At 54.4% G+C, this 20,736-nt stretch carries 19 protein-coding genes; 14 read left to right on the top strand and 5 right to left on the bottom strand.

The genetic code is table 11. The annotated features are described in order from the left end of the window. Positions 1-54: 54 nt before the first annotated feature. The gene (locus tag MKY86_RS31090; RefSeq protein ID WP_076080569.1) at positions 55-909 is read right to left on the bottom strand and encodes a LysR family transcriptional regulator; all 855 of its coding nucleotides are present in this window, start codon (positions 907-909) and stop codon (positions 55-57) included. 135 nt (positions 910-1,044) lie between these two features. On the opposite strand from MKY86_RS31090, the gene MKY86_RS31085 reads away from it, so the two are divergent. Beyond that, on the top strand, positions 1,045-2,211 hold the full coding sequence (locus tag MKY86_RS31085) for a DUF7832 domain-containing protein (protein WP_076080571.1): 1,167 nt from the start codon (positions 1,045-1,047) through the stop codon (positions 2,209-2,211). A 24-nt stretch (positions 2,212-2,235) separates the two neighbouring features. Here the strand turns inward: MKY86_RS31085 and MKY86_RS31080 are convergent, their stop codons facing one another. Further along, the gene (locus MKY86_RS31080) at positions 2,236-2,511 is read right to left on the bottom strand and encodes a hypothetical protein (protein ID WP_076080573.1); all 276 of its coding nucleotides are present in this window, start codon (positions 2,509-2,511) and stop codon (positions 2,236-2,238) included. A 34-nt stretch (positions 2,512-2,545) separates the two neighbouring features. Beyond that, the gene (locus tag MKY86_RS31075) at positions 2,546-3,547 is read right to left on the bottom strand and encodes a PocR ligand-binding domain-containing protein (protein ID WP_076080575.1); all 1,002 of its coding nucleotides are present in this window, start codon (positions 3,545-3,547) and stop codon (positions 2,546-2,548) included. Between the two features lie 171 nt (positions 3,548-3,718). Here MKY86_RS31075 and MKY86_RS31070 point away from each other — a divergent pair, with 171 nt between their 5' ends. The 9 genes from MKY86_RS31070 to MKY86_RS31030 all read left to right on the top strand — a co-directional run bounded on the left by MKY86_RS31070 (position 3,719) and on the right by MKY86_RS31030 (position 13,081). Continuing rightward, positions 3,719-4,861: a glycerol dehydrogenase gene (locus MKY86_RS31070; protein WP_076080577.1), complete on the top strand. Its 1,143-nt coding sequence runs from the start codon at positions 3,719-3,721 to the stop codon at positions 4,859-4,861. Further along, the gene (dhaK, locus tag MKY86_RS31065) at positions 4,858-6,618 is read left to right on the top strand and encodes a dihydroxyacetone kinase subunit DhaK (RefSeq protein ID WP_076080580.1); all 1,761 of its coding nucleotides are present in this window, start codon (positions 4,858-4,860) and stop codon (positions 6,616-6,618) included. The genes MKY86_RS31070 and dhaK overlap by 4 nt, the downstream gene beginning before the upstream one ends. 160 nt (positions 6,619-6,778) lie before the next feature. After that, positions 6,779-8,110 carry an SMI1/KNR4 family protein gene (locus MKY86_RS31060; RefSeq protein ID WP_076080797.1) on the top strand — a complete coding sequence of 444 codons (1,332 nt, stop codon included), beginning with the start codon at positions 6,779-6,781 and terminating at the stop codon, positions 8,108-8,110. Positions 8,111-8,195: 85 nt separating this feature from the next. Continuing rightward, a complete protein-coding gene (locus tag MKY86_RS31055; RefSeq protein ID WP_076080582.1) occupies positions 8,196-9,740 on the top strand; it encodes a class I adenylate-forming enzyme family protein in 1,545 nt (514 codons plus the stop codon). 12 nt (positions 9,741-9,752) lie between these two features. Next, the gene (locus tag MKY86_RS31050) at positions 9,753-10,652 is read left to right on the top strand and encodes an NAD-dependent epimerase/dehydratase family protein (RefSeq protein WP_076080585.1); all 900 of its coding nucleotides are present in this window, start codon (positions 9,753-9,755) and stop codon (positions 10,650-10,652) included. A gap of 88 nt (positions 10,653-10,740) precedes the next feature. Then, a complete protein-coding gene (locus MKY86_RS31045) occupies positions 10,741-11,619 on the top strand; it encodes a phosphotransferase (RefSeq protein WP_340827702.1) in 879 nt (292 codons plus the stop codon). Between the two features lie 27 nt (positions 11,620-11,646). Further along, positions 11,647-12,198, top strand: coding sequence for a GNAT family N-acetyltransferase (locus MKY86_RS31040; protein WP_076080590.1), 552 nt, complete (start codon positions 11,647-11,649; stop codon positions 12,196-12,198). 126 nt (positions 12,199-12,324) lie between these two features. Continuing rightward, the gene (locus MKY86_RS31035) at positions 12,325-12,735 is read left to right on the top strand and encodes a transporter (RefSeq protein ID WP_076080592.1); all 411 of its coding nucleotides are present in this window, start codon (positions 12,325-12,327) and stop codon (positions 12,733-12,735) included. A gap of 76 nt (positions 12,736-12,811) precedes the next feature. Further along, the gene (locus MKY86_RS31030) at positions 12,812-13,081 is read left to right on the top strand and encodes a hypothetical protein (protein WP_076080595.1); all 270 of its coding nucleotides are present in this window, start codon (positions 12,812-12,814) and stop codon (positions 13,079-13,081) included. 77 nt (positions 13,082-13,158) lie between these two features. Here MKY86_RS31030 and pdxR read toward each other — a convergent pair whose 3' ends face one another. Further along, positions 13,159-14,592 (bottom strand): MocR-like pyridoxine biosynthesis transcription factor PdxR, encoded by a 1,434-nt coding sequence (pdxR, locus tag MKY86_RS31025; RefSeq protein ID WP_076080607.1) that lies wholly within the window; start codon positions 14,590-14,592, stop codon positions 13,159-13,161. 149 nt (positions 14,593-14,741) lie between these two features. Here pdxR and MKY86_RS31020 point away from each other — a divergent pair, with 149 nt between their 5' ends. The 3 genes from MKY86_RS31020 to MKY86_RS31010 all read left to right on the top strand — a co-directional run bounded on the left by MKY86_RS31020 (position 14,742) and on the right by MKY86_RS31010 (position 18,389). Continuing rightward, positions 14,742-15,290 (top strand): pyridoxamine 5'-phosphate oxidase family protein, encoded by a 549-nt coding sequence (locus tag MKY86_RS31020; protein WP_076080609.1) that lies wholly within the window; start codon positions 14,742-14,744, stop codon positions 15,288-15,290. 192 nt (positions 15,291-15,482) lie between these two features. Further along, positions 15,483-16,691 (top strand): hypothetical protein, encoded by a 1,209-nt coding sequence (locus MKY86_RS31015; RefSeq protein WP_076080620.1) that lies wholly within the window; start codon positions 15,483-15,485, stop codon positions 16,689-16,691. Positions 16,692-16,865: 174 nt separating this feature from the next. Then, positions 16,866-18,389: a malate:quinone oxidoreductase gene (locus MKY86_RS31010; RefSeq protein WP_076080622.1), complete on the top strand. Its 1,524-nt coding sequence runs from the start codon at positions 16,866-16,868 to the stop codon at positions 18,387-18,389. A gap of 105 nt (positions 18,390-18,494) precedes the next feature. Here the strand turns inward: MKY86_RS31010 and MKY86_RS31005 are convergent, their stop codons facing one another. After that, the gene (locus MKY86_RS31005; RefSeq protein WP_076080624.1) at positions 18,495-19,643 is read right to left on the bottom strand and encodes an MFS transporter; all 1,149 of its coding nucleotides are present in this window, start codon (positions 19,641-19,643) and stop codon (positions 18,495-18,497) included. Between the two features lie 151 nt (positions 19,644-19,794). Between MKY86_RS31005 and MKY86_RS31000 the strand changes: the two genes are divergently transcribed. Then, on the top strand, positions 19,795-20,685 hold the full coding sequence (locus MKY86_RS31000; protein WP_076080626.1) for a LysR family transcriptional regulator: 891 nt from the start codon (positions 19,795-19,797) through the stop codon (positions 20,683-20,685). Positions 20,686-20,736: the final 51 nt, after the last annotated feature.

Raw genomic sequence — 20,736 nt, 5'->3', positions numbered from 1 at the left:
TTTGTTTAAGGGTGTGGGGTGTATCGTTCAAGGAAAATACTCCTTTTATCATTACTATCTCTGCCCCACCATCTCCAAAAACCTGGACATTGCACTGGAAAGCACGGAGTTGCGGCGGTATATCAACCATACCTCTAGCTTCCGGTATTCTTCGGGGAGGTCGTGGGAGATAATTCGTCCGGCCTCTTCCGCCTTGCGGATCGAGGACTCAGGCAGCAGGGATACGCCGAGTCCGGCAGATACTCCGTGTAGTATCATTTCCAGCGTGCCGAATTCCCGGATCTGATACGAGTGCATCCCGCTCTCTCGCAGGAAGCGCTCCGCTTTGACCCGGTGCGTGCAGCCAACGTCGAAGAACAGCATGGGCTTGTGCAGCAACTCATGCAACTCAGTTGTCCCCGGTTCAGCAATGAGCACCAGATCCTCCTCGTAAGCCGCAACATGCCCGATATCCGGCTGGTCTATAGGTCCATAGACAAAGGCGCCATCCAGCTTGTGATCAAGCACCTTGTGCAGAAGGTCATGCGTTTCGCCTGTGATGAGCGACAGATGGACATCGGGGTAGCGGGAATGGTAGTCAGCGATCATGGATGTGAGATGAATGACCGCTGTTGTCTCAATAGAGCCGATTCGCAGCGGGCCTGCCGGGTGCTCGGAGTATTGTGTTGATTGGACAGCCTCATCCATTAGCATCAGTATGGCATTCGCGTATTCCAGCAGGTTCTCACCCGCAGGCGTTAACTTCATTCCCCGGTTGGACCGGTGGAACAGCGGGACCTTCAGCTCGGCCTCCAGGAACTGAATCCGGCTGGTCACATTGGACTGAACATAGTTCAAGGCTTGCGCAGCCTTCGTAATCGTACCCTCACGGGCAACAGCTTGAAAAATCCTCAAATCTCCACTTTCCATTGCGGTGTCACCTTCTGTATATCATAATCTATGGTAGTACTTTCCGATGCTGATCATTGTACTGAATTCCATCCTTGATGACAAATTAAAAAGGGAAGCCGGGAGCTAGAGCCTGCTGGCCGAAAGGAGACCTATATGGCATATGATCGGATCGATTGGCATTCCGGGGGAGATTATCCTGCAGATCTGCCGGAAGAGAATGGCGGGATTCATATCGGCATGTTTCTGGCCTGGGCCTTGGGCCGCGGTATGGCGGGGGAAATTCACCTTGAGGAGTCGGCGGAGGCGCTGAAGCGGCTGAAACGCCGTGAGCTCACAGGGCTGGAATACCTGCTGGAGTACTGTGACGGGAAGTTCTGGGATGAGGATCTGGATGAGCGCGGCAATGCCTTCGCCGCCGATTATTACGACGGTCAATCGCCCTTCGCCGCACAGTATGGAAGCTACTTTAATGATTATTGTGAGGTCTTCAACCGCCAGGCGGCTGAACAAGGCCGTGAATACCCCAGCATCTATCATGTGGAGAACACCTGGGAGAATTATGACCGCCTACAGCCCGTGCTGGACGAACGTTATGCCCAGTGGGAGGTCTGGTCTGAAGGCCCTTCTAACCGTAAGCTTGATCCCAAAGCTCAATTCCTTCAGGCCTGCCAGCAGACCGGGCAGCAGTTCCTCCAGGCAGAGGGCTTCAAATCCAATAAGGCCGGAACGGTATGGAAAAAAACAGCGGCCGACAAGGACACCGTATTTGAGCTCTCTTTCAATCCGCAGTCTTACAACACCCGCACCGATGTACGGATGACCGTGAACCTGCGGATTGCCAGCAAGTCCCTCAAAAAATGGCTTGCCGGACAAACTGGCAGAGGGGACGATACCGTTCTGTTCGGCTCGCTGCGCAGGCCGCAGAAATCGTCAAGCGCTATCGTCTGGCAGGTCGCCGGCTCACAACTGGATTCCTCCCGGCAGGAGATCGGTCAGCTGATTGGGGAACGTCTCCTGCCGCTGTTCGAGCTGTTCGCAGACCGTCCCCGCGCACTGGAGCAGCTTGCCGCCTGCGGCGCAGGATTCCCCGGCATCTGCGATGCTGAATCCAGTCCGCTGGCCTATCTGCTGTGCTTCGGCACACAAGAGCAGGCGCAGTGCTTCTTCACGAATTACTTCAACAGCCGGCCGTCGTCTTGGCGCCGGAATATTCATCAGACCTACAAGCGGCTGCAGGAGGGAGAATCCTGGGACTATTCCGCTTATGTCCGTGAGAATGATGTCAAGCTGGCGTTCAAGAACGGCCTGGTTATCCCTTGATGCTATAGACAGGCCGCAGGGATGCTACCACACCCCGAAGCCCGGATCATACTCCCGGACGGCCGAATAAATCGCCTCCACTATACGGGGAAGGTCTTCTTCCGGGTAGCCATAGTCCTCGGGCATGGTCTGCGGGTGATAGATAGCGGATACGCTGCCCGGATGAAGCTCGATCCCTTGAAGTGCCATCTCGAACCGGAAAGAATCCTTGAACGCCGTCCCGTCATGGACCAGATAAAAGTACAGATTGTGTATATCCTGTTCTTCAATGATGAGCACACCTTGTTCGTTCAGCTTCATAAGATAACCTCCTGGTCGAATAGTGTTACATTTGTTATATCGGATCTGTTTTGAGAGAAGCGCGGTAGGACCGGGGCGTTGCCGATTCGTATTTCTTGAAGATCTTAATGAAATAGCCGGCATCGCAGAAATTCAAGTGATTGCTGATCTCGTTGACTGACCAATCCGTTGTTGCCAACAGCTCCTTCGCCCACCCGATCTTCATGCGCGCGACATATAGCGAGAAATGCTCGCCCATCTCCCTGGTGAACAAGCGGCTGAAGTAGCTAGGGCTGATATGGCATAGCTGTGCCAGCATTTTCAGCGAGAAATTCTCCTCCCGGTGGCTTAGCATGTAGTCCAAAGCGGGCTGCAGCGTAGGATTGGTACATTCCGTCTTGTATGCGCTTCCCAAAGAGACCGGAGTCTTAGGAGCCGAGGGCGGCTCTACGGGCTGATGCGGCAGCTCAAGCTGGAGCTTGGACTCCTGCGGGTTCAAGGCCTCATGCTGCCGGCTTCGCTCCAGCAGCTCATGCTTCAGGATCGATTCCTTGACCACATAGTTGCACAAATGATAGAGCATATCGGCGGTGGCCACAACCTCCTCATACGTCATGACGGGCAGCAGTTCGTACTTACGGGCCCGATCCTCCGTCATGGCGTCCTGCTGCGGACGGGATACAATCTGCTCCAGATTCGGGCCGCTTCCCTCCGCCAGCCGGATTTGTCCGGCCATCAGCGCACCGATGTACTGATTATCGACAATGATAGGGATAGCAATGTCGAGAATATCGAAGTGGCAGCGGTAGATATAGGGCCGGCTCAGCCGCACAGCCTCCAGACCTCCGCGCGCGTCACATTTTTGACAATAGGCTGAGAATTCCTTGTCGCTGCGCACGGTCTGGCAGAAGGCTTGGCAGCGGCTATGTGCTGTAACCGGCACGCCTTTATAATCGACCATAATGATGGCCATGCGCGTCACCAGGGACAACGATTCCTGAAGCTTGCCCCATTCATCCATATCAATGATATATTTCAAATCGAATTTGGATTGCATCCGGCTCACTCCTTTCATTTACAGTGACAATGAGAACAAGATAATTATAATTCAGATGCTGACAACATAATAATACTATTTTGCAGCATATTAATTCGTTTGCTTTGTCCCATGCGTCCCTCCATCCACTTGTCTATAATGGGGACATACGACTCGAGGAGGAATGAAAGAATGAGAAGAACCTTTATCAGCCCGGCTAAATACACACAAGGTGAGGATGAGCTGCTTCAATTGGGATACTTCGTCAGTACTTTCGGCACATCGGCTCTGCTGATTGCGCACCCGGATGATGTGAAGCGTGTGCAGGCCAAGCTCGATGCCACCAGCAGTCAATTCGGCATTACCCTCGTGAAGGGGGATTTCCAGGGCGAATGCTCCCGGCAGGAGATTTCCAGACTACAGGAGCTGGCCCGTGAGCACAAGTGTGCTTGTACAATCGGTCTTGGCGGAGGCAAAGCGATCGACACGGCCAAATGTGTGGCAGAAGGCGATGCGCTGATTATCGTTCCTACCATTGCGGCCACCGATGCACCCACCAGCCATTCCGCTGTGATTTACACTTCTGAAGGCGCTTTCGAGGATTATGCCTACTTCAAAGCCAGTCCTTCGGTTGTGCTGATTGATACGACTGTTATTGCGCAGGCTCCTACCCGCTTCCTGGTATCCGGGATGGGCGATGCCCTCTCCACCTACTTCGAGGCCAGAGCTACTGCGGCATCCTATTCCAATGTCAATGCGGGGCTTCCTTGCGGAGTGCATGCAGGCGTGATTACGGAGGCCAAAGGCACCAAAGCCGCGCTGGCCCTTGCCCGCTTATGCTACGATACACTGCTGGAGGATGGCGCCAAGGCCAAGCTGGCTTGTGATCAGAACGTGGTGACACCGGCGCTGGAGAATATTATCGAAACGAACATCCTGCTGTCGGGACTTGGCTTCGAGAGCAGCGGTCTGGCTGCCGCACATGCCATCCATAACGGCCTGACGGCGCTTGAAGGCACCCATCATTATTACCATGGCGAGAAGGTGGCCTTCAGCACGATTGCACAGCTCGTTCTGGAGAATGCGCAGCAGGCAGAGATCGATCAGGTGTTGTCCTTCTGCCACTCCGTGGGCCTTCCCGTATGCCTGGCCGATATTGGTGTCGCTTCTATCTCCCATGAGGAGCTGCTGGAAGTGGCCCGCAAGGCGTGTATCCCGGAAGAGTCGATTCATTCGATGCCGTTCCCGGTTACCGCTGAAGCGGTTGCCGCTGCCATTACTGTCGCTGACAAGCTGGGCGAAGCCTTCAAGAAGAGTAAGGAGCAGCGCGTATGAAAAAGATAATCAACGATCCGGCCAATCTCGTTCGTGAGATGTGCAGTGGACTGGTGATGGCTCATCCGCAGCTGACATTCGACAGCAAATACAAAATTGTCTCCAGGTCTGCGCCGAATCCTGACAAGGTAACGCTGATCAGCGGCGGGGGCAGCGGCCATGAGCCGGCGCATGCCGGGCTGGTCGGACCGGGAATGCTGGATGCCGCAGTCTGCGGGGATGTCTTCGCCTCCCCGTCACAGATTCAGGTCTATCAGGCGATCCGCAACCATACCGGCCATAAGGGCGCTCTGCTGATCATCAAGAATTACAGCGGCGATATGATGAACTTCCAGAATGCGGCTTATCTGGCGGCTGAGGACGGCCTTGCTGTGGACTATGTGAAGGTTGATGATGATATTGCAGTAGAAGACAGCCTGTATACGGTGGGACGCCGAGGGGTTGCTGGCACGATTCTGGTGCATAAGGTTGCCGGGGCGGCTGCTGAGGCCGGACTGCCGCTGGCCGAGGTGAAGCAGGCCGCGAAGCATGCGGCAGAGCATGTGCGCAGTCTTGGTTTTGCTTTTACCTCCTGTACCGTTCCTGCCAAGGGTACGCCTACCTTCCAGCTTCAGGAGGATGAGATGGAGTATGGGGTCGGCATTCATGGTGAACCGGGCATCCGCAGAGAAAAGCTGCTGACCGCCGATGAGCTGGCGGAACGTATGATCTCTGCCCTGCTGGCCAGTCTGAACCTGGATCAGCCAGGCGGCGGAGAGGTGGTGGTGCTGGTCAACGGCTTCGGCGCAACGCCTCTGCAGGAGCTGTACCTGCTCAATCACTCCGTAATCCGTAGTCTGGGAGAACGGGGGATCATCATCCGCCAATCTCTTGTAGGCAACTATATGACCAGCATAGATATGGCCGGCGCTTCCATCAGCCTGATGAAGCTGGATGATGAGCTGCGCAGATGGCTTGCTGAGCCTTGCGATACTCCGGCGCTCCGGTTAACGGGTGAGCTTGCGCCGGTGCAATACGTCAGCCCACTTCCACAGCAGGAGGCTCAGGCTGAGGTGAGCCTGACGGCCGAGACCGATCCGGGCTTCGCTGTCCTCCGTGACGAACGGCTGCGGCTTACGAACATCATCTATCTGGTGGATAAGATGAGCGAGATTATTATCGCGAATGAGGCTCCCTTCTGTGAGCTGGATGCTCATGCGGGTGATGGAGACTTCGGGATGAGTGTCGCCAAGGGCTTCAAGCAATTGAAGCGGGAATGGAAGGAGCTTGTGCAGCATCACTCTACGGATATCGGAAGCTTCCTTCAGGCCTGCTCTCTGATCATTATGGAGCATTGCGGCGGAGCCTCCGGTCCAATCTGGGGCTCAGCCTTCCGCTCAGCAGGCAAATATGCCATAGGCCGGACCTCGCTGAATACGCTGGAGATGGCCGGGATGCTGGACGCGGCGGCTCAGGGCATCCAGGCTACTGGTGAACGCTCCTTCGGTCGCGGGGCAGTCGTGGGTGACAAGACGCTGATCGATGCGCTGATTCCTTGTGCCGAAGCCTGGAAGAGCAGCGCTCAGCAGCAGCTGTCCTTGAAGGAGGCCTTCGCCAGGGGGGCTGAAGCCGCTGTCACGGGGGCGGAGCGTACGAAATCCATCGTTGCGCGGATGGGCCGGGCCGGGACAGTAGGTGAGCGCAGCATCGGCCACCCGGATGCGGGCGCATTTGCCCTGGGGGTTATTTTCACAGAGCTGTCTAACGCTGTCCAATAGACCTTCCATGGCCATAAGCCCGCCTGCCACTTCACCGTGGCGGCGGGCTTATTCTTGTCTAATAAACGAGGAGCCTGGAACATATGCAGGGTGTGATATGATGGAAGACAATCGGCCAGGCCATTATGTGACATTCTTTGAATATGCAGGAGGGATCATCATGGAATTAGAGAAGCAGGCTGATCAGCTTGAGCGGATCAGGACGAAGCTGGAGCAGGCCCTGTGCAAGGATGCGGAGTTCGCGGAATTTGGGGCTTCATCGCATCGATATAAGCTGAAAGAGAAGCTTACAGCAGGCGAGCTGGCGGACTGGGAGGCACAATATGGGATCAGGCTTCCTGAACCGTTCGCCCGGTTCTTGACAGAGATCGGGAACGGCGGGGCCGGACCGTATTACGGGATCTATCCGCTTGCACAGGCCACCTCCTATACCGAGCTTCCGGCACTCCAGGGCCGGGCGGCGCTTCATCCCGGAATGACCGCAGAGGAATGGAATCTATTGACGGAGCCTCTGACGGGGGAGCGGGACATCTCGGATGAAGAGTACGAGGAAGCGAGAAACAAGGCGCTTGGCGGAATGCTGTGTATCGGCACCCAGGGCTGCGAATATGAGATGTATCTCGTGCTGGAAGGGGAGCACCGGGGGAGGATTGTGTATACCTCGGAATTTTTCCCTGACCGCCCGTTCTTCTTCGTCTATGAAGATAACTTCCTGGACTGGTACGAGCGCTGGCTGGATGAGATTATTCTGGATTATGACAACGCATGGTTTGGCAGCCGGCTGCCGGGTGACGAGAATACGCTTATTCAGCTGTATCGAAACACTCCTGACGGGAAGCTGCAGGCCAAGGCGCTGGAGGCCATGTTCAAGTTCAAGCGAATCACCCCGTCGACCCTGGAATTCCTGAAGCATGTGACGGAGCATAGCCCCCGGGATTCCACAACAGCCATCTCGCTGCTCTGCAAAACGTCCTTTGCGGCGGGCAGGCCCTATCTGCAGAAGCTGCTGCAGTCGGATGACGCTGAGGGAGCGCTCCGCGCCTTAACAATTCTGCATACTTACGGCAAGAATGAGGACCGGACCGAATTCATTCCGCTGATCCGGCAGAGGCTTGAGAGGCTTGAAGGGATTAATGATGCGGAAACTCTGCGTTATGCCGGTTATATTCTAAAAGACTGCGATGCTATGGACTTCCGCGACTTTGCACCCTTCCTGTGCCATGCCAGCCTGGCTATGCAGACGGCTGCGATCTATGCCGTGAGAGACTGCGGGAATAAGCAGGAGAGCTGGCAGATCATTGAGCAGATGTTCCGTACCGGAGGTACAGAGGTACTGCGCAGCTCCATTTCACATTGGGACGTTATTCCACATGAGAAACTGCTGCCTTACTATAAGGCGATATGGCCCGAATACAAAGGAAATCCTAATTTCAGGGAGAAATTCACCGCTTGCTTGCGGGAGCTGCACCTGCCGGATGATTATTTGGGCTGAGCGGATGTTCCCCGCTAAAATCTGTCTTTGTAAGGGCCTCTGTGATAAGCAAATAGCAGGATAAACACTCTTGGAGGGTATACGTATGCTTCTTTCAGAAATATTGCCTCATGTGGCCCGGTTACAGCCAGATTACTATGCTACAAAGTACAGAAATGAGTATCTGACCTATCAACAATTACTGCATCAGGTGAGCTGTGTGGCGGGAGGTCTGAAGGACTTGGGAATAGGACCCGGTGAACGGGTGGCGCTTGCAGGTGATCCTTGCCCATATCTTGTGATTGCAGAATGTGCCGTAATGGCTATAGGTGCTATTCCAGTTACAATCTTTCCAGGTTTGGCCCCTGCAGAGATGAATCAGATCCTTGATGATGCTGCCCCAACAGCTATCGTGTATGATGCGGAGCATCCGAGAATTGCCTCTTCTCTTTCGGCGTCCAATATAGCTTTTGCCATCACATTCAAGCCGGTCAACGGCGGCCTGTCCTTAGAAGATTTAATCGCGACTTCCTCTCCATTAACAGCATGGTACACAGCACAGCCGGATGATGTCGCTCTTATTATATATACCGGAGGTACGACGGGACGCTCCAAGGGAGTGATGCACTCTCATCGGGCGATCAGAAAGTGGGCTTTCATGAATCCAGCAAGAGGCGGAGGGCATAATCCGGCCAAAAAATCGCTTGTTCCCAATCAAGCCCATCTTACCGGACAATTTATACTTTGGACAACTCTTTATGAAGGGGGCTGTCTCATTTATCCGGACTCCTATCCGCTGCAGGCTAACGAGGTCATAGACATTATTGAGCGTGAGCAAATCAGATTTCTGGGAACAGTCGGACTTCTATTTAGGGATATTACCGTCTTGGCAGGGGCCCGTTCCAGAGAAGTTGGAACTGTTGCAGGCATATCCTGCGGAGGTGCTCCGATCAGTGAGAAGACCTTGTATCAAGCTCTTGAGGTCTTTCCTAACGCACAGTTATCCGAGGTGTATTCACAGACAGAGAGCGGCCAATTTATCAGCTTTTTATCTGTACAAGAGTGCCTTGCAGAGGGGAAGCTACATCGGCTGCAATCGGTCGGAAATCCATCCCATATGGAGCGCTGGGGCCAGAAGCCTTTTGAGGTGCGTATAGTCAATGACTCAGGGCAAGATGTAGAGCAAGGAGATATTGGCGAAATCATATGCCGAAGTGAACAAATCATGCTTGGTTACTGGAACAATCCGGAAGAGACGGACAAAACCATCCGAAATGGATGGCTCCATACGGGGGATCTCGGCAGACTGGACGAAGACGGTTATTTATACATTGCGGACCGGAAGAAAGACATGATTATAGTAGGGGCTTCTAATGTCTACTGTGCTGAAGTGGAGCAGGCAATAAGCGTACATCCTTCTATTCTTGAGGCTGCTGTTATAGGAACGCCCTTGCCGGATGAAGGTGAAGAAGTCACAGCGGTAGTTGTACTTAAGGATGAGCAGACACTCGCTCTAGAGGATTTGCAACAATTCTGCGGTCAATCGATAGCCGAATATAAGTTGCCTACCCGCTTAGTGATTACTCAGTCACTTGCCAGAACATCCGTAGGCAAAATAGATAAGAAGGCGATAAAAGAAACTATATACTAGAGGGGGATCTCCATGAGACTTCGAGATAAAGTCGTTCTCGTCACAGGCGTTACGGGCACGGCAGGAGATAAAATTGCCAGAAGATGCGTTAGTGAGGGAGCAGAGGTCAAGGGACTTATCCGAAATGCGGACCAGAGCGCGCTATGTGAAGAGCTCGGCGTTACACCCGTCATCGGAGACTTGACAGATAGAGCTTTTATTGTGGGAGCGCTTCGGAATGTGGATATTGTCATTCACGCTGCGGCGTATCTGGGGGAGGACCGGGCGATTGCCGAGGCGTCCAATGTTCAGGGGGTTCAGAGTCTGGTTGACGGTGCTGTATCTGCGGGAGTGGAACGCTTCGTGCATATTTCTACGGTATCGGTCTATGGTCATTTTGATGGAGAGGTGGAGCTGGATGAGGCTAGCAGCCTTGCCTTCGGCCACGGGGAGGTATACATTTCAACCAAATGTGAATCGGAACGGATTGTACAAGCTGCAAGGGCTAACGGTTTGACAAGTGTGATCCTGCGTCCTGGAGTGATTTGCTCCGAATCCAACTCGCACTGGGGCGACCGACTGATCACTAAGCTTGCTGATTCCGGGGAAGTGGACTGGATTCATCCGGAGGACTTAACGCCTTGGGTGCACGCGGACAACCTGGCTGAGATGTGTGTACTGGCAGCGACGCAGCCTGCGGCTGGGAACCAGTGCTATAACGCAATTGACGGAAATTATCCGGAAAAAGATTTTACGATGCGTATTGGGCTTGCCCTGAATAAGAAGTTCATTATACCGGGCGGAGACCCTATAAGAACGGCGTATAGCTGCGACAAAATAAAAAACGAGCTCGGCTACAGTCCGGTCAAAACGTTCGAGGAGACCGTTGTCCGGCTGGAGCAGCAAGCTAGGGGAGAGCTAAATGTATCATAAACCGAAGGCCATGCGTTCCGTTCTAGATCCAAAGTATTTGGAATATTGCCTTAGTCCTCTGTACGACATTGGAGATTGGCGAGATTGCTTGTTCTGGTTACGCGGCTTGAACGATACTTACAGAATCCGTACCAGCAGAGGCACTTATATTCTTCGGATCTACCGCCAATCGATAGCTGAAAGTGATGTTGTCTATGAATTGTCTCTCCTGACACAGCTGGAACACCAATTAAGCGCAGTAAATACAAAGGTTTCCGTTCCCCTCCCTCAAAAGAACAGCAGCTTATATACGGTCATCGATGCGCCGGAGGGCCCGAGAGTTGCCGTGATTTACAGCTATCTGACAGGCACTGAGAACGTGCTGCATGATGAGGAATCATGTGCTTCCTTCGGAAAATCCGCTGCTGAATTGCATGCTGCCATGGACAGGGTCTCCTTAGATTTGCCTAGACCGGATCTGGATACCCGCGCTCTGATCTCCCAGCCGCTGGACCGTATTGTGGATTATCTAGGTGAGGGACACCGCTCTGCTGCGTACCTGCGCGAGTTCGCCGGTGCATTAACGGAACGGATCAATGCTGCTAGTCCGGGCCTGGACTGGGGCATCTGCCACGGAGATTTGCACGGGAATAACAATGCCTTCCAGGAGGGCGATGCGTTCACGCATTATGATTTTGAATGGGCGGCACAAGGCTGGCGCGCCTACGACTTGGCCCAGGTCCGGCATAGAAAACGCCTGCCTCAGGAGAAGAAGGAACCGCTGTGGCAGGCGTTAATGTCGGGCTACCGCTCGGTCAGAGACTTCTCCGAACAAGATGAATCTGTAATTGATCTGTTTATGATTGCCCGCCGGTTGTGGGTGATGGGACTTGATGTCGAGTTCATCAGTGATAGCGGGGCGCTGGATTACACGGAAGACTGGCTGGAGGAGTTCATTGATGAGTTCCGCTCTTACGATATAGTCTGATGATCCATGAGGAGGAGGAAGACGGGGATGTACACCATCTATAAGCATTGTCCGGTATTTAAAAATGAACAGATCACGCTGCGGCCGGTGCAAGAGGAGGATGTTGCAGGTCTGCTTAACTGTTACGCAGATCAGAAGGCGGTGCCCTTGTTCAACGCGGATAATTGCAACGGCGATACGTTCTACTATCCAACAGCGGAGCGGATGAAGCAGGCGCTTGATTTCTGGAAGTACAGCTATGACACAGAGCAGTTTGTCCGCATGACGATCATCTGGAATTCTACTAACGAGATCATCGGAAGTGTGGAGATGTTTAATCGCGGGGAGGCTCCCGGCTATGGGGTGCATGGCGTATTGCGCATAGATGTGATGAGCGTATATGAGCAGGAAGAGGTGCTGAGCGCTGTCCTGGAGCTGGTGCAGGAGCATTTCTACCATGAATTCGGTGTGAAATGGATCATGACCAAAGCCATCGACGCTGCGGAAGCACGCAGGACTGTTCTTACAGGGCAGGGGTATATTCCGCTCAAGGAGTTCGAGTTATCGGATTATTATGGCCGCATACAAAAGGAGCTGTAACGCCGATTACCCTCCGCTAGGCGGGATGCTGTTAAAAGCCCATTGCACCTGGGCATCCGCCCAGGCATCTTCTCCGCGAATGCATATGATGATTATGCCTAATGAAACGAGAGAGGAGCGATAGATATGGGATTTATACCAGTGCCGGGAGGCGGCGGAGGATTTCCGGGGATACCGGGATTTTCGGGTGGACCAGGCTTGCCGGGAGGGCCGGGGATTCCAGGGATACCAGGCGGAGGGCCTGGGGGATTTCCGGGGACGCCCGGGGGTGCGCCGGGAGGAGTAGCCGCCCCGACGGCGCCACCACCGCAATTCGTACCGCAAGCACCAGCGGTCACGGCTTATGCGGTTGACCCCGGGGGCATCAGAGGATGCCTGTTCCGCAACACTTATATCTGGCTGAATAATGGTGAGCAGTTCTGGTTCTATCCGGTATTCGTGGGCCGTAATTCGGTCGCAGGCTTCAGATGGAATGGCTTCTTCTGGGGATACTACGGCGTTGATTTGAACCGGGTTAGCTCGTTCACCTGCTTCTAGCCTGGCGGCATCTCCCTGTTTGGCGTACCGTGACTTGGTTAAGTATAGATCAAGATCACGGACAGGGAGGTGTACTATGGACAACCTGTGGATGGCATTCGTCTACCCTGGCAGCTTCTTGAGTCTGCTGGGGATTGTATTACTCATTATTGGCTATCAACGGCGGCGCACAGGCCGGAGAACCCGTCTGGAAGGCGCGGTAGCCCAGCCCGGCCCGCCGGCACCTGGAGGCCCAGGCACCGCATCGTTTCAGCGGGAGGTACGGTATTCGCTGATGGGAGGCATTCTGCTGGGGCTGGGCTTGCTCCTATTTGCTGCACTGGGCGTTACCTCACTCTTGGATTAGGACAAGCGTATTGTGTGATACACCTTGCTATATTGGGGAGCAGGGGCGGCAGATCATCCGGGACCATAAGCAGGGGCTTATAATAACAGTCCGGCCAGCCGGTGAATCCCCTGCTCAATCAAGGTCTCATCCACCTTGGCGAACCCCAGCACCCAACCCTTCCTGCGGCTCTCCAGACAGTAGTGTGCAAGAGGATATACCCGGATTCCCTGCTCCAGGGCTAACCGGGTCACGGCTTCCTCATCGTAGTCTGATTCTGCCTCAAGGAAGACATGCAGTCCCGTCTCTGCTCCGCTCAGGGTGAACCGCTCGGCTAGACCGCTTGCGGTAATCGCCTTGGTGATGGCCTCATGTCTGCGGCGGTACACATTGCGGACTCTGCGCATATGGCGCATGAAGTGCCCTTTTTGAATAAAATGGGTCAAGGTGAGCTGGTCCATCACTGGAAGGTGGCGGTAGGTCAGCTCCTGTACGCGGGCCAGCTGGGCAATGGCCCGCGCCGGGCCGACAATCGCCGAGATACGGATGGCCGGGGCGATCATTTTAGAGAAGCTCATCATATACAGGGTATTATTCGGCGCCTGGCTATAGAGTGTGGGCAGCGGGTCGCCACGGTAGCGGAATTCACTGTCATAGCCGTCTTCTATAATCCATAGCTGCTCCTGCACGGCCTGATGCAGCAACTGCTGCCTGCGCGGCTCTGACATCACGGAGCCTATGGCGCACTGATGCGATGGAGTTACGAAGACCAGACGCGATTCCGGGTGAAGCTGGTCAACCACAAGGCCATGTCCGTCTACCGGGACAGGGGCTACGTGCATCCGCCGGTAATTCATCGCCATCCAGGCCGCAGGGAAGCCGGGATCTTCCACAGAGACGGTATCTCCTTCCGTGAGCAGGGATTGGGCAATCAGGTCAAGGCTGTGCTGCGCTCCTGAGGTCAACAGAATCTGATTGAGCTCAATCCGTATGCCCCGCTCAAGCAGCAAGTAACGCTGAATCTGTTCCCTGAGCGGCAGGAGACCATAGGGATTGCCGTAGGACCAATCGGATACGTCCATTGCGGCAGAGGCGTGAAGCAGAGATTGCCGCCAGTGGTTCTGGAAGGTCCTATCCACATAAGGCTCGTGGGGGGTGAAATCGATCATCACCTCCTGAGGCTGATGGCCTCCGAACCAGTCTTGCAGCTGATCTACCGCTGAGTTGAGCAGGGGAATTGAAGGTGGAACAGGTCCTTCCGGCACCGACTCCTCCTGTGCCGCTTCAGGAACCGGGTTCCAATGGCTTACCCGTGTTCCGCCCCGCCGGGAGGTTATGGTATACCCTCTGCTCAGCAGTTCCTCATAGACGAGCTGCACCGTGGAGCGGGAGACTCCAAGCTGCTCGGCGAGTTCACGGGAAGGGAGCAGCAGCTCACCCGGGGTCCAGATGCCTTGTGTAATATTATAAATGGCCTGATTCAGCAGTTGCTGCCAGATCGGGCTTGTATCCTCACGGTTGACGAACATCATAAGGAATCCCTCCCGGTCGTAGTTTCGTTACAGCGTCTAAATTATGGATTGGTTGAAACTGTGCTCTTTGGATATTTTAGCACAATCCAATAGCTGATATACTACCGAATAACGTATACGCGGAGGACGCGGGAAGGAGAGGGTTCGATATGAATCCGGTTCGTTACAAGGTTAGGGAATGTAAGGATGAGGCGAGAATTGAACAGTTTTTGAATCAGGCGAGAATTGGGTTTCTGGGATTAGCGGATGGTAATCTCCCGTATGTTGTGCCGCTTAACTATGTATGGATGGACGGGAAGCTGTATATCCACGGGGCCGGGGATGGAAGACGCAATCAGGTGATGAGTGAGAACTCAGAGGTATGCTTCACAGTCTGTGAGGAGTATGGGACAATCACGAACCCCGTGCCCGCCAAGACGGATACCGCCTATATGAGCGTGATGGTCTTCGGGCAGGCAGAGCCGGTGATGGATCTGGATGAGGCTACGCAGGTCCTGCAGGAGATGATGAACAAGTATGTGCCCGGATACTATAACCGGCCTCTGTCCAAGCAGCATGTCGAGAAATACCGGTCGGCTGTGTACGGCGGGCCCGTACAAGTGTACCGGATCACTCCGCAGCATCTGACAGCCAAAGAGAATCCGGTTGAAGCAGAGAGTATGTACAAGGCAGGGACGAATGAAGGGCAGAGCGTGTAATAGCTGCACTCCAAACTAAATAGAGATGAGCGCTTGGGCCGGTAACGGCCCGGGCTTGTTCGCGTTATAGGGCAAAGTTGCTGTGAGCCCCAGGATATCGTATGGTTGAGTTAGTATAGCAAACAAAAGTAGTATGGAGAATATTAGTAGTATCGAGAATACAGGTAGGATCAAGCAGAAAGGATGAAGCAAATGTCCACAGATAACCAAGCTCTTCCCCCGGCTCCGATTACAGAACCCGGACGGTATGTCCTTGATCTGACGGGGCCCGGCAGCCACACGCTTGACCGCAAGCCCGGTATGGGCAGCTTATCGATCGGCCCCAGGGAATCGAAGCAACCAGCGGAGTTGCTGGTCGCTGCGGATGAGCGCATCAACTGGTCTGTCTTCGAGCCCTTCGCCACCCCGGCCGGCTCCCCTTGGCCGCGTTATCTAAGCTATACCGGCGGTGACACGGGCTTCCTGGAGTGGGCGGAGCGGCGGCCTATTGAGAGTATAAGCTGGACCCCGGTGCTGCCGGAGGCTGCACCCTTGGACGGTAGCCGGGCGGATATCTATACCCTGGGTATCAAACTGGGTCCTCTGGCAAATGGACAGCTGAGCCTGGTTCTGCCGGAGAAGCTGTACAACCTGAGCCTGTCCGGCGATCTGACACGCTTCTCGGTTTCCGGCCATCTGCCGGCTTATCTAGCCCTGGTGCCGGACACAAGCCGGCGCAAGAGCGATGCGCCTTTCCGGCTGCCGGACTTGGGCATGCTGAGTGAGGTGACCACTCTGGCGCTGAATAGCCCGCCGCTGGGCCAGCCCGTCTCGCTGGCGGGCCTGGAGCAGTTCCCGAACCTGGAATCCCTGAGCTTGTGGGGCAGCTTCTGTGATCTTGACGCACTTGCCCGCCTTACCGGGCTGACCAGCCTGGAGCTGCGCTTCATGCCGGAGCTTGACGGTCTGCCTTCGCTGGATACGTGGCCGCTGCTGGACCGGTTCATTGCCTTCAATGTGGAAGAGGCCGGCGGCAAGCGTCTAAGGCAACAGATGAAGGCGCGGGCCAAGGTGCGCCCTTGGGATGAGTATGCCTCGGTGAGCCAGCTGAGAAAGCCCGAGTGGTGGGTGAGCGAGTACGGCCGCCCGTTCTCCGCCTGGCCGAAGCGTCTGGCCAAGCTGGCGAACGAAGCCTACGATGCTGCACAAGCAGCTATGGCGGAGGCCCGCAATCTTGAAGAGGCGGAAGCAGCCATTACCGCCTTCACCCTGCGCTTCAATTCGCTGAAGGGCATCGAGACTACCGAGAGGGAAGACCTGGGCGAAGCGGTATGGCAGCTCAGCCAGTCAGAGCACCAGCTCGGCCAGCCTATAACAGAGGAAGCGGCGCAGGGCTGGTTCGATGCGGCCCGTGATTATTAATTAAAAAGTTTATAAAAATTAAGATAAATCTTAAAATTTAGTTTCATTAGTGATAAACTAGGATCAGGATTGATCCAAACGGTGTGTGACCTGGTCCGCGCTGGCTTGCTATGGCGCCTAAGCAGGAGTGTCTGCATCCTTCCTGCAAATCGTAGGGTAGAAGGACGGTATAATATGAGCAACCAACAAACAAAAACAGACGTTATTTTAATTGGTGCTGGAATCATGAGTGCAACACTTGGTTCACTGTTAAAGGAATTAGTACCGGATTGGCAAATAACCGTGTTTGAGCGGCGTGCGGGTGCCGGGGAGGAAAGTTCGGGGGAATGGAACAATGCGGGAACGGGGCATTCTTCACTCTGCGAGCTTAACTATACTACAGAGCAGCCGGACGGATCGATCGACATCAGCAAGGCGATTAAGGTGAACGAGGAATTTCAGTTCTCCAAGCAATTCTGGTCCTATCTGGTGAGCCAGAAACGAATACACAATCCGCAGGATTTCATTGTACCTGTGCCACATATGAGCTTTGTGGAAGGACAGAAGGACGTTGCATTTTTACAAAAACGATATGAAGCGCTTTCAAATAGTCCGCTATTTCAAGGCATGGAATTCTCCGATGACCCAAGGCAGCTGATGGAATGGATACCGCTGATGATGAAGAACCGGAAGCTGGACCAGCCGATAGCGGCTACCAAAATCGATTCGGGAACGGATGTGAACTTCGGCGCCCTGACCCGTATGCTGTTCAACCACTTGCAGAGCAATAACACCGATATTAGGTATAATCATCAGGTGGATGACCTGAAGCGCGCGAAGGACGGCTCCTGGGAGCTGAAGGTGAAGAATCTCGCCAGCGGCGTAACAGAGCGTCATAACGCCAAGTTCGTCTTCATCGGCGGCGGGGGAGGAAGCCTGCATCTGCTGCAGAAATCCGGCATCCCGGAAGGTAAAAAGATTGGCGGATTCCCGGTAAGCGGACTGTTCATGGTCTGCAAGAAGCCGGAGATTGTAGCCCAACATCATGCCAAGGTGTACGGTAAGGCTGCTGTGGGTGCGCCTCCGATGTCTGTTCCGCATCTGGATACCCGGGTGATCGATAAGCAGGAATCCCTGTTCTTCGGGCCGTTTGCCGGCTTCTCGCCCAAGTTCCTGAAATACGGCTCCATGTTCGATCTGATTACCTCGGTCAAGCCGGATAATCTGGTTACGATGCTTGCAGCAGGAGCGAAGAACCTGTCATTGACCAAGTATCTGATCGGGCAGGTCATGCTGTCCAAAGAACAGCGCATGGAAGCGCTGCGGGAGTTCATCCCGGATGCCAGCAGCGACGATTGGGAGCTGGTGGTGGCGGGCCAGCGGGTGCAGATTATTAAGGATACAGCAGCCGGTAAAGGCATGCTTCAATTCGGAACGGAAGTGATCAGCAGCGCGGACGGCTCCATCGCCGCATTGCTGGGAGCCTCTCCAGGGGCGTCAACGGCCGTCTCTGTCATGCTGGAGGTAATCACCAAGTGCTTCCCGCAGCAGATCAAGGCCTGGGAGCCGAAGATCAAGCAGATGATTCCTGCCTACGGCATGTCCCTGTCCGCTAACCCGAAGCTATTGAACGACATTCATGCTTCCGCAGCGCACACGCTGGGCCTGACGAATGGAACAGATGGGCATGAGCCGCCAGCCGCGGTCAATCATCTATAGAAAAGATTGGCGTGCGGCTGACCACAAGCCTGCCAGCTTTTGTATACGTGTAAAGAGGCCATCCCTTGGGATAGCCTCTTTGTCTTGCTGTTTACCAGAAAGAGATCAAGCCTTATGAGTCTTGAACAGCCGGATGGCCAGAATCAGAGCCACCGCTACAGCCGCGAGACCCGCCCAGTTCAGGTGGAGCACAGAGGTACGGCTGATCACATAGCCGCCTAGGCCCGATCCCAGCGCGAATCCGAACTGGATGAAGGAAGTATTGACGCTCAGGGCCATATCTGGGTTCCGGGGAACCAGGGTGACCAGCAGGAGCTGTTGCGCGGGGGAGATGCTCCAGGTCCCCAGCATGAAGATCATCAGGATCAGGAGGAGGACGATTACATGAACGCCTGCCATTGCGAACAGGAGGAGCGTGGCTGCCTGTAGCAGAAGCCCCGTAATTATGGTGAATTTCGATCCTTTGGAATCAGCCAATTGCCCGCCTAACTTGGAGCCCATGAAGCTGCAGACTCCCGCCAGGAAGAGCACACCGCTGATTTCGGTCACAGACAGTGAGGATGCGGCCTGCAGGTAAGGGGTAATATAAGTGAAGAGTGTAGCGTAACCCCCTACATATAGTAAGGTGATCGCCAGAGCAGTAACAATTCTGGAATCCTTCAGCACAGACAGCTGCATCCTGAGGGTGACGGCTTCTTTTTCTTTGATGGCAGGGACCTTGGCAGAGATGATGAACAGCGGAACAAGGCTCAGCCCCCCGACGATGATGAACAGAGCCCTCCACCCAAAGTGTTCGCTGAAAAAAGTGCCGGCCGGAACGCCCAGAACCAGCGAGCTGCTCAGTCCCATCAGAATAATGCCAATCGCATTGCCTCTGCGCTCCTTCTCCACGAGCCGTGTAGCTACAGCCATAGCGACTACGGTCGCTATGCCCCCGCTTGCCCCTTGGATAACCCGTACCCCCAGCATAGCTTCATAAGGCAGGTTCAGAAGCATCAGCCCGTTGCTGGCAATGAACACGCCGAGGGCGGTCAGCAGCAGCTTTTTGCGGTCCATATTAAGGGTGAGTGCAATGAGAACCGGGGCAATAACCGCTGCGGACAGCGCGAATACGGTCACCATCAGCCCCACTTCGGAGGTGGATACGCTAAGATCTGCCGCCATCATCTCAATGACGCCGGTAATAATATATTCAATCGTCCCGATCAGAAAAACGGCAAGTGCCAGAATATATATCGTCAATCGGTTATTCAAGTTCATTCGCTCCTTGTGGTTTCATATCCTTGTACATGCATAACGGAATCGGCCGCCGTTCTTGTCATCACTCTACGATGCTGCTAAGGTTAAGTCAAAGAAACGTTTCTGAATGGAACGTTCATTTTTTTTGAATGAAGGAGTGACATAGATGGAATTACGCCAACTTAAAACCTTTTATACGCTGGCTTCCACACTCAATTTCGCCCGCGCCGCCGAAGCGCAGAACTACGTTCCCTCAACGGTTACGATGCAAATGAAGGCCCTGGAGGAAGAATTAGGAGTGAAGCTGGTGGACCGGCTCGGCAAAAATGTGACGTTAACCGATACCGGAAAAACGTTCCTGCGTTATGCGGATAACATCCTGTGTATGGTGGAGGAGGCGCAGCACGCGCTCAAGCAGCCCGGCGAACTGACAGGCACCATCGTGATCAGCGCAGATGAGACATTATGCACCTACCGGCTCCCCGCTGTGTTGCAGAAGTTCCGGCAGCTTCATCCCGGAGTCCGCTTGATCTTCCTGCCGCTCGTGAGTCCAAGCCTCAGACAGAGTCTGCGGGACGGGGATGTCGATGTTATCTTCATGCTGGATGAAGTGAAGGGCGAGAGCGGATTTTGCGGAGAAAAAATAAGGGAGGAACGCTTCTGCCTTCTGGCTGCTCCCGATCATCCGCTGGCGTCGCGTCCGGCGCTGGCTATCGAGGATTTCCACGGTGAAACGTTCTTACTGACGGAGCAAGGGTGCTCCTACCGCAGCTTCTTCGAGCGCAGCCTGTCGCAGAAGGGGATGGCGGGCATTACGGAACTTGAGTTTCACAGCGCAGAAGCCATCAAACAATGTGCGAAGCTGGGCATGGGCATCGCCATCCTGCCTGAAATGGCCGTAAGCGAAGAATTGAAGCGGGGGGAGCTGATCTCCCTGCCGTGGGATTTGACCGCAGTATCTTTTGCCACCCAAATGTTCTGGCATGAGGAGAAATGGCTCTCCCCGGCAATTGAGGCTTTTATCCATCTGGCCCGGGATCTCGAATCCTCCCCTTGACCTTAGGTCAGACCCAGGGTGTATCGTAGAGCTATTCCAAGCCGCAGTCCG

This window comes from Paenibacillus sp. FSL R7-0333, assembly GCF_038000365.1.
In the GTDB taxonomy this organism is placed as follows: Bacteria; Bacillota; Bacilli; order Paenibacillales; family Paenibacillaceae; genus Paenibacillus_AQ; species Paenibacillus_AQ silagei.
Note: the sequence above shows the minus strand (reverse complement) of the source record. Positions and strands in the feature narration are given on the sequence as shown.

Excerpts from the sequence above, each read along its gene's own strand:
- MKY86_RS31090 (WP_076080569.1), bottom strand. The coding sequence starts at position 909 with ATGGAAAGTGGAGATTTGAGGATTTTTCAAGCTGTTGCCCGTGAGGGT.
- MKY86_RS31085 (WP_076080571.1), top strand. The coding sequence starts at position 1,045 with ATGGCATATGATCGGATCGATTGGCATTCCGGGGGAGATTATCCTGCA.
- MKY86_RS31080 (WP_076080573.1), bottom strand. The coding sequence starts at position 2,511 with ATGAAGCTGAACGAACAAGGTGTGCTCATCATTGAAGAACAGGATATA.
- MKY86_RS31075 (WP_076080575.1), bottom strand. The coding sequence starts at position 3,547 with ATGCAATCCAAATTCGATTTGAAATATATCATTGATATGGATGAATGG.
- MKY86_RS31070 (WP_076080577.1), top strand. The coding sequence starts at position 3,719 with ATGAGAAGAACCTTTATCAGCCCGGCTAAATACACACAAGGTGAGGAT.
- dhaK (WP_076080580.1), top strand. The coding sequence starts at position 4,858 with ATGAAAAAGATAATCAACGATCCGGCCAATCTCGTTCGTGAGATGTGC.
- MKY86_RS31060 (WP_076080797.1), top strand. The coding sequence starts at position 6,779 with ATGGAATTAGAGAAGCAGGCTGATCAGCTTGAGCGGATCAGGACGAAG.
- MKY86_RS31055 (WP_076080582.1), top strand. The coding sequence starts at position 8,196 with ATGCTTCTTTCAGAAATATTGCCTCATGTGGCCCGGTTACAGCCAGAT.
- MKY86_RS31050 (WP_076080585.1), top strand. The coding sequence starts at position 9,753 with ATGAGACTTCGAGATAAAGTCGTTCTCGTCACAGGCGTTACGGGCACG.
- MKY86_RS31040 (WP_076080590.1), top strand. The coding sequence starts at position 11,647 with ATGTACACCATCTATAAGCATTGTCCGGTATTTAAAAATGAACAGATC.
- MKY86_RS31035 (WP_076080592.1), top strand. The coding sequence starts at position 12,325 with ATGGGATTTATACCAGTGCCGGGAGGCGGCGGAGGATTTCCGGGGATA.
- MKY86_RS31030 (WP_076080595.1), top strand. The coding sequence starts at position 12,812 with ATGGACAACCTGTGGATGGCATTCGTCTACCCTGGCAGCTTCTTGAGT.
- pdxR (WP_076080607.1), bottom strand. The coding sequence starts at position 14,592 with ATGATGTTCGTCAACCGTGAGGATACAAGCCCGATCTGGCAGCAACTG.
- MKY86_RS31020 (WP_076080609.1), top strand. The coding sequence starts at position 14,742 with ATGAATCCGGTTCGTTACAAGGTTAGGGAATGTAAGGATGAGGCGAGA.
- MKY86_RS31015 (WP_076080620.1), top strand. The coding sequence starts at position 15,483 with ATGTCCACAGATAACCAAGCTCTTCCCCCGGCTCCGATTACAGAACCC.
- MKY86_RS31010 (WP_076080622.1), top strand. The coding sequence starts at position 16,866 with ATGAGCAACCAACAAACAAAAACAGACGTTATTTTAATTGGTGCTGGA.
- MKY86_RS31000 (WP_076080626.1), top strand. The coding sequence starts at position 19,795 with ATGGAATTACGCCAACTTAAAACCTTTTATACGCTGGCTTCCACACTC.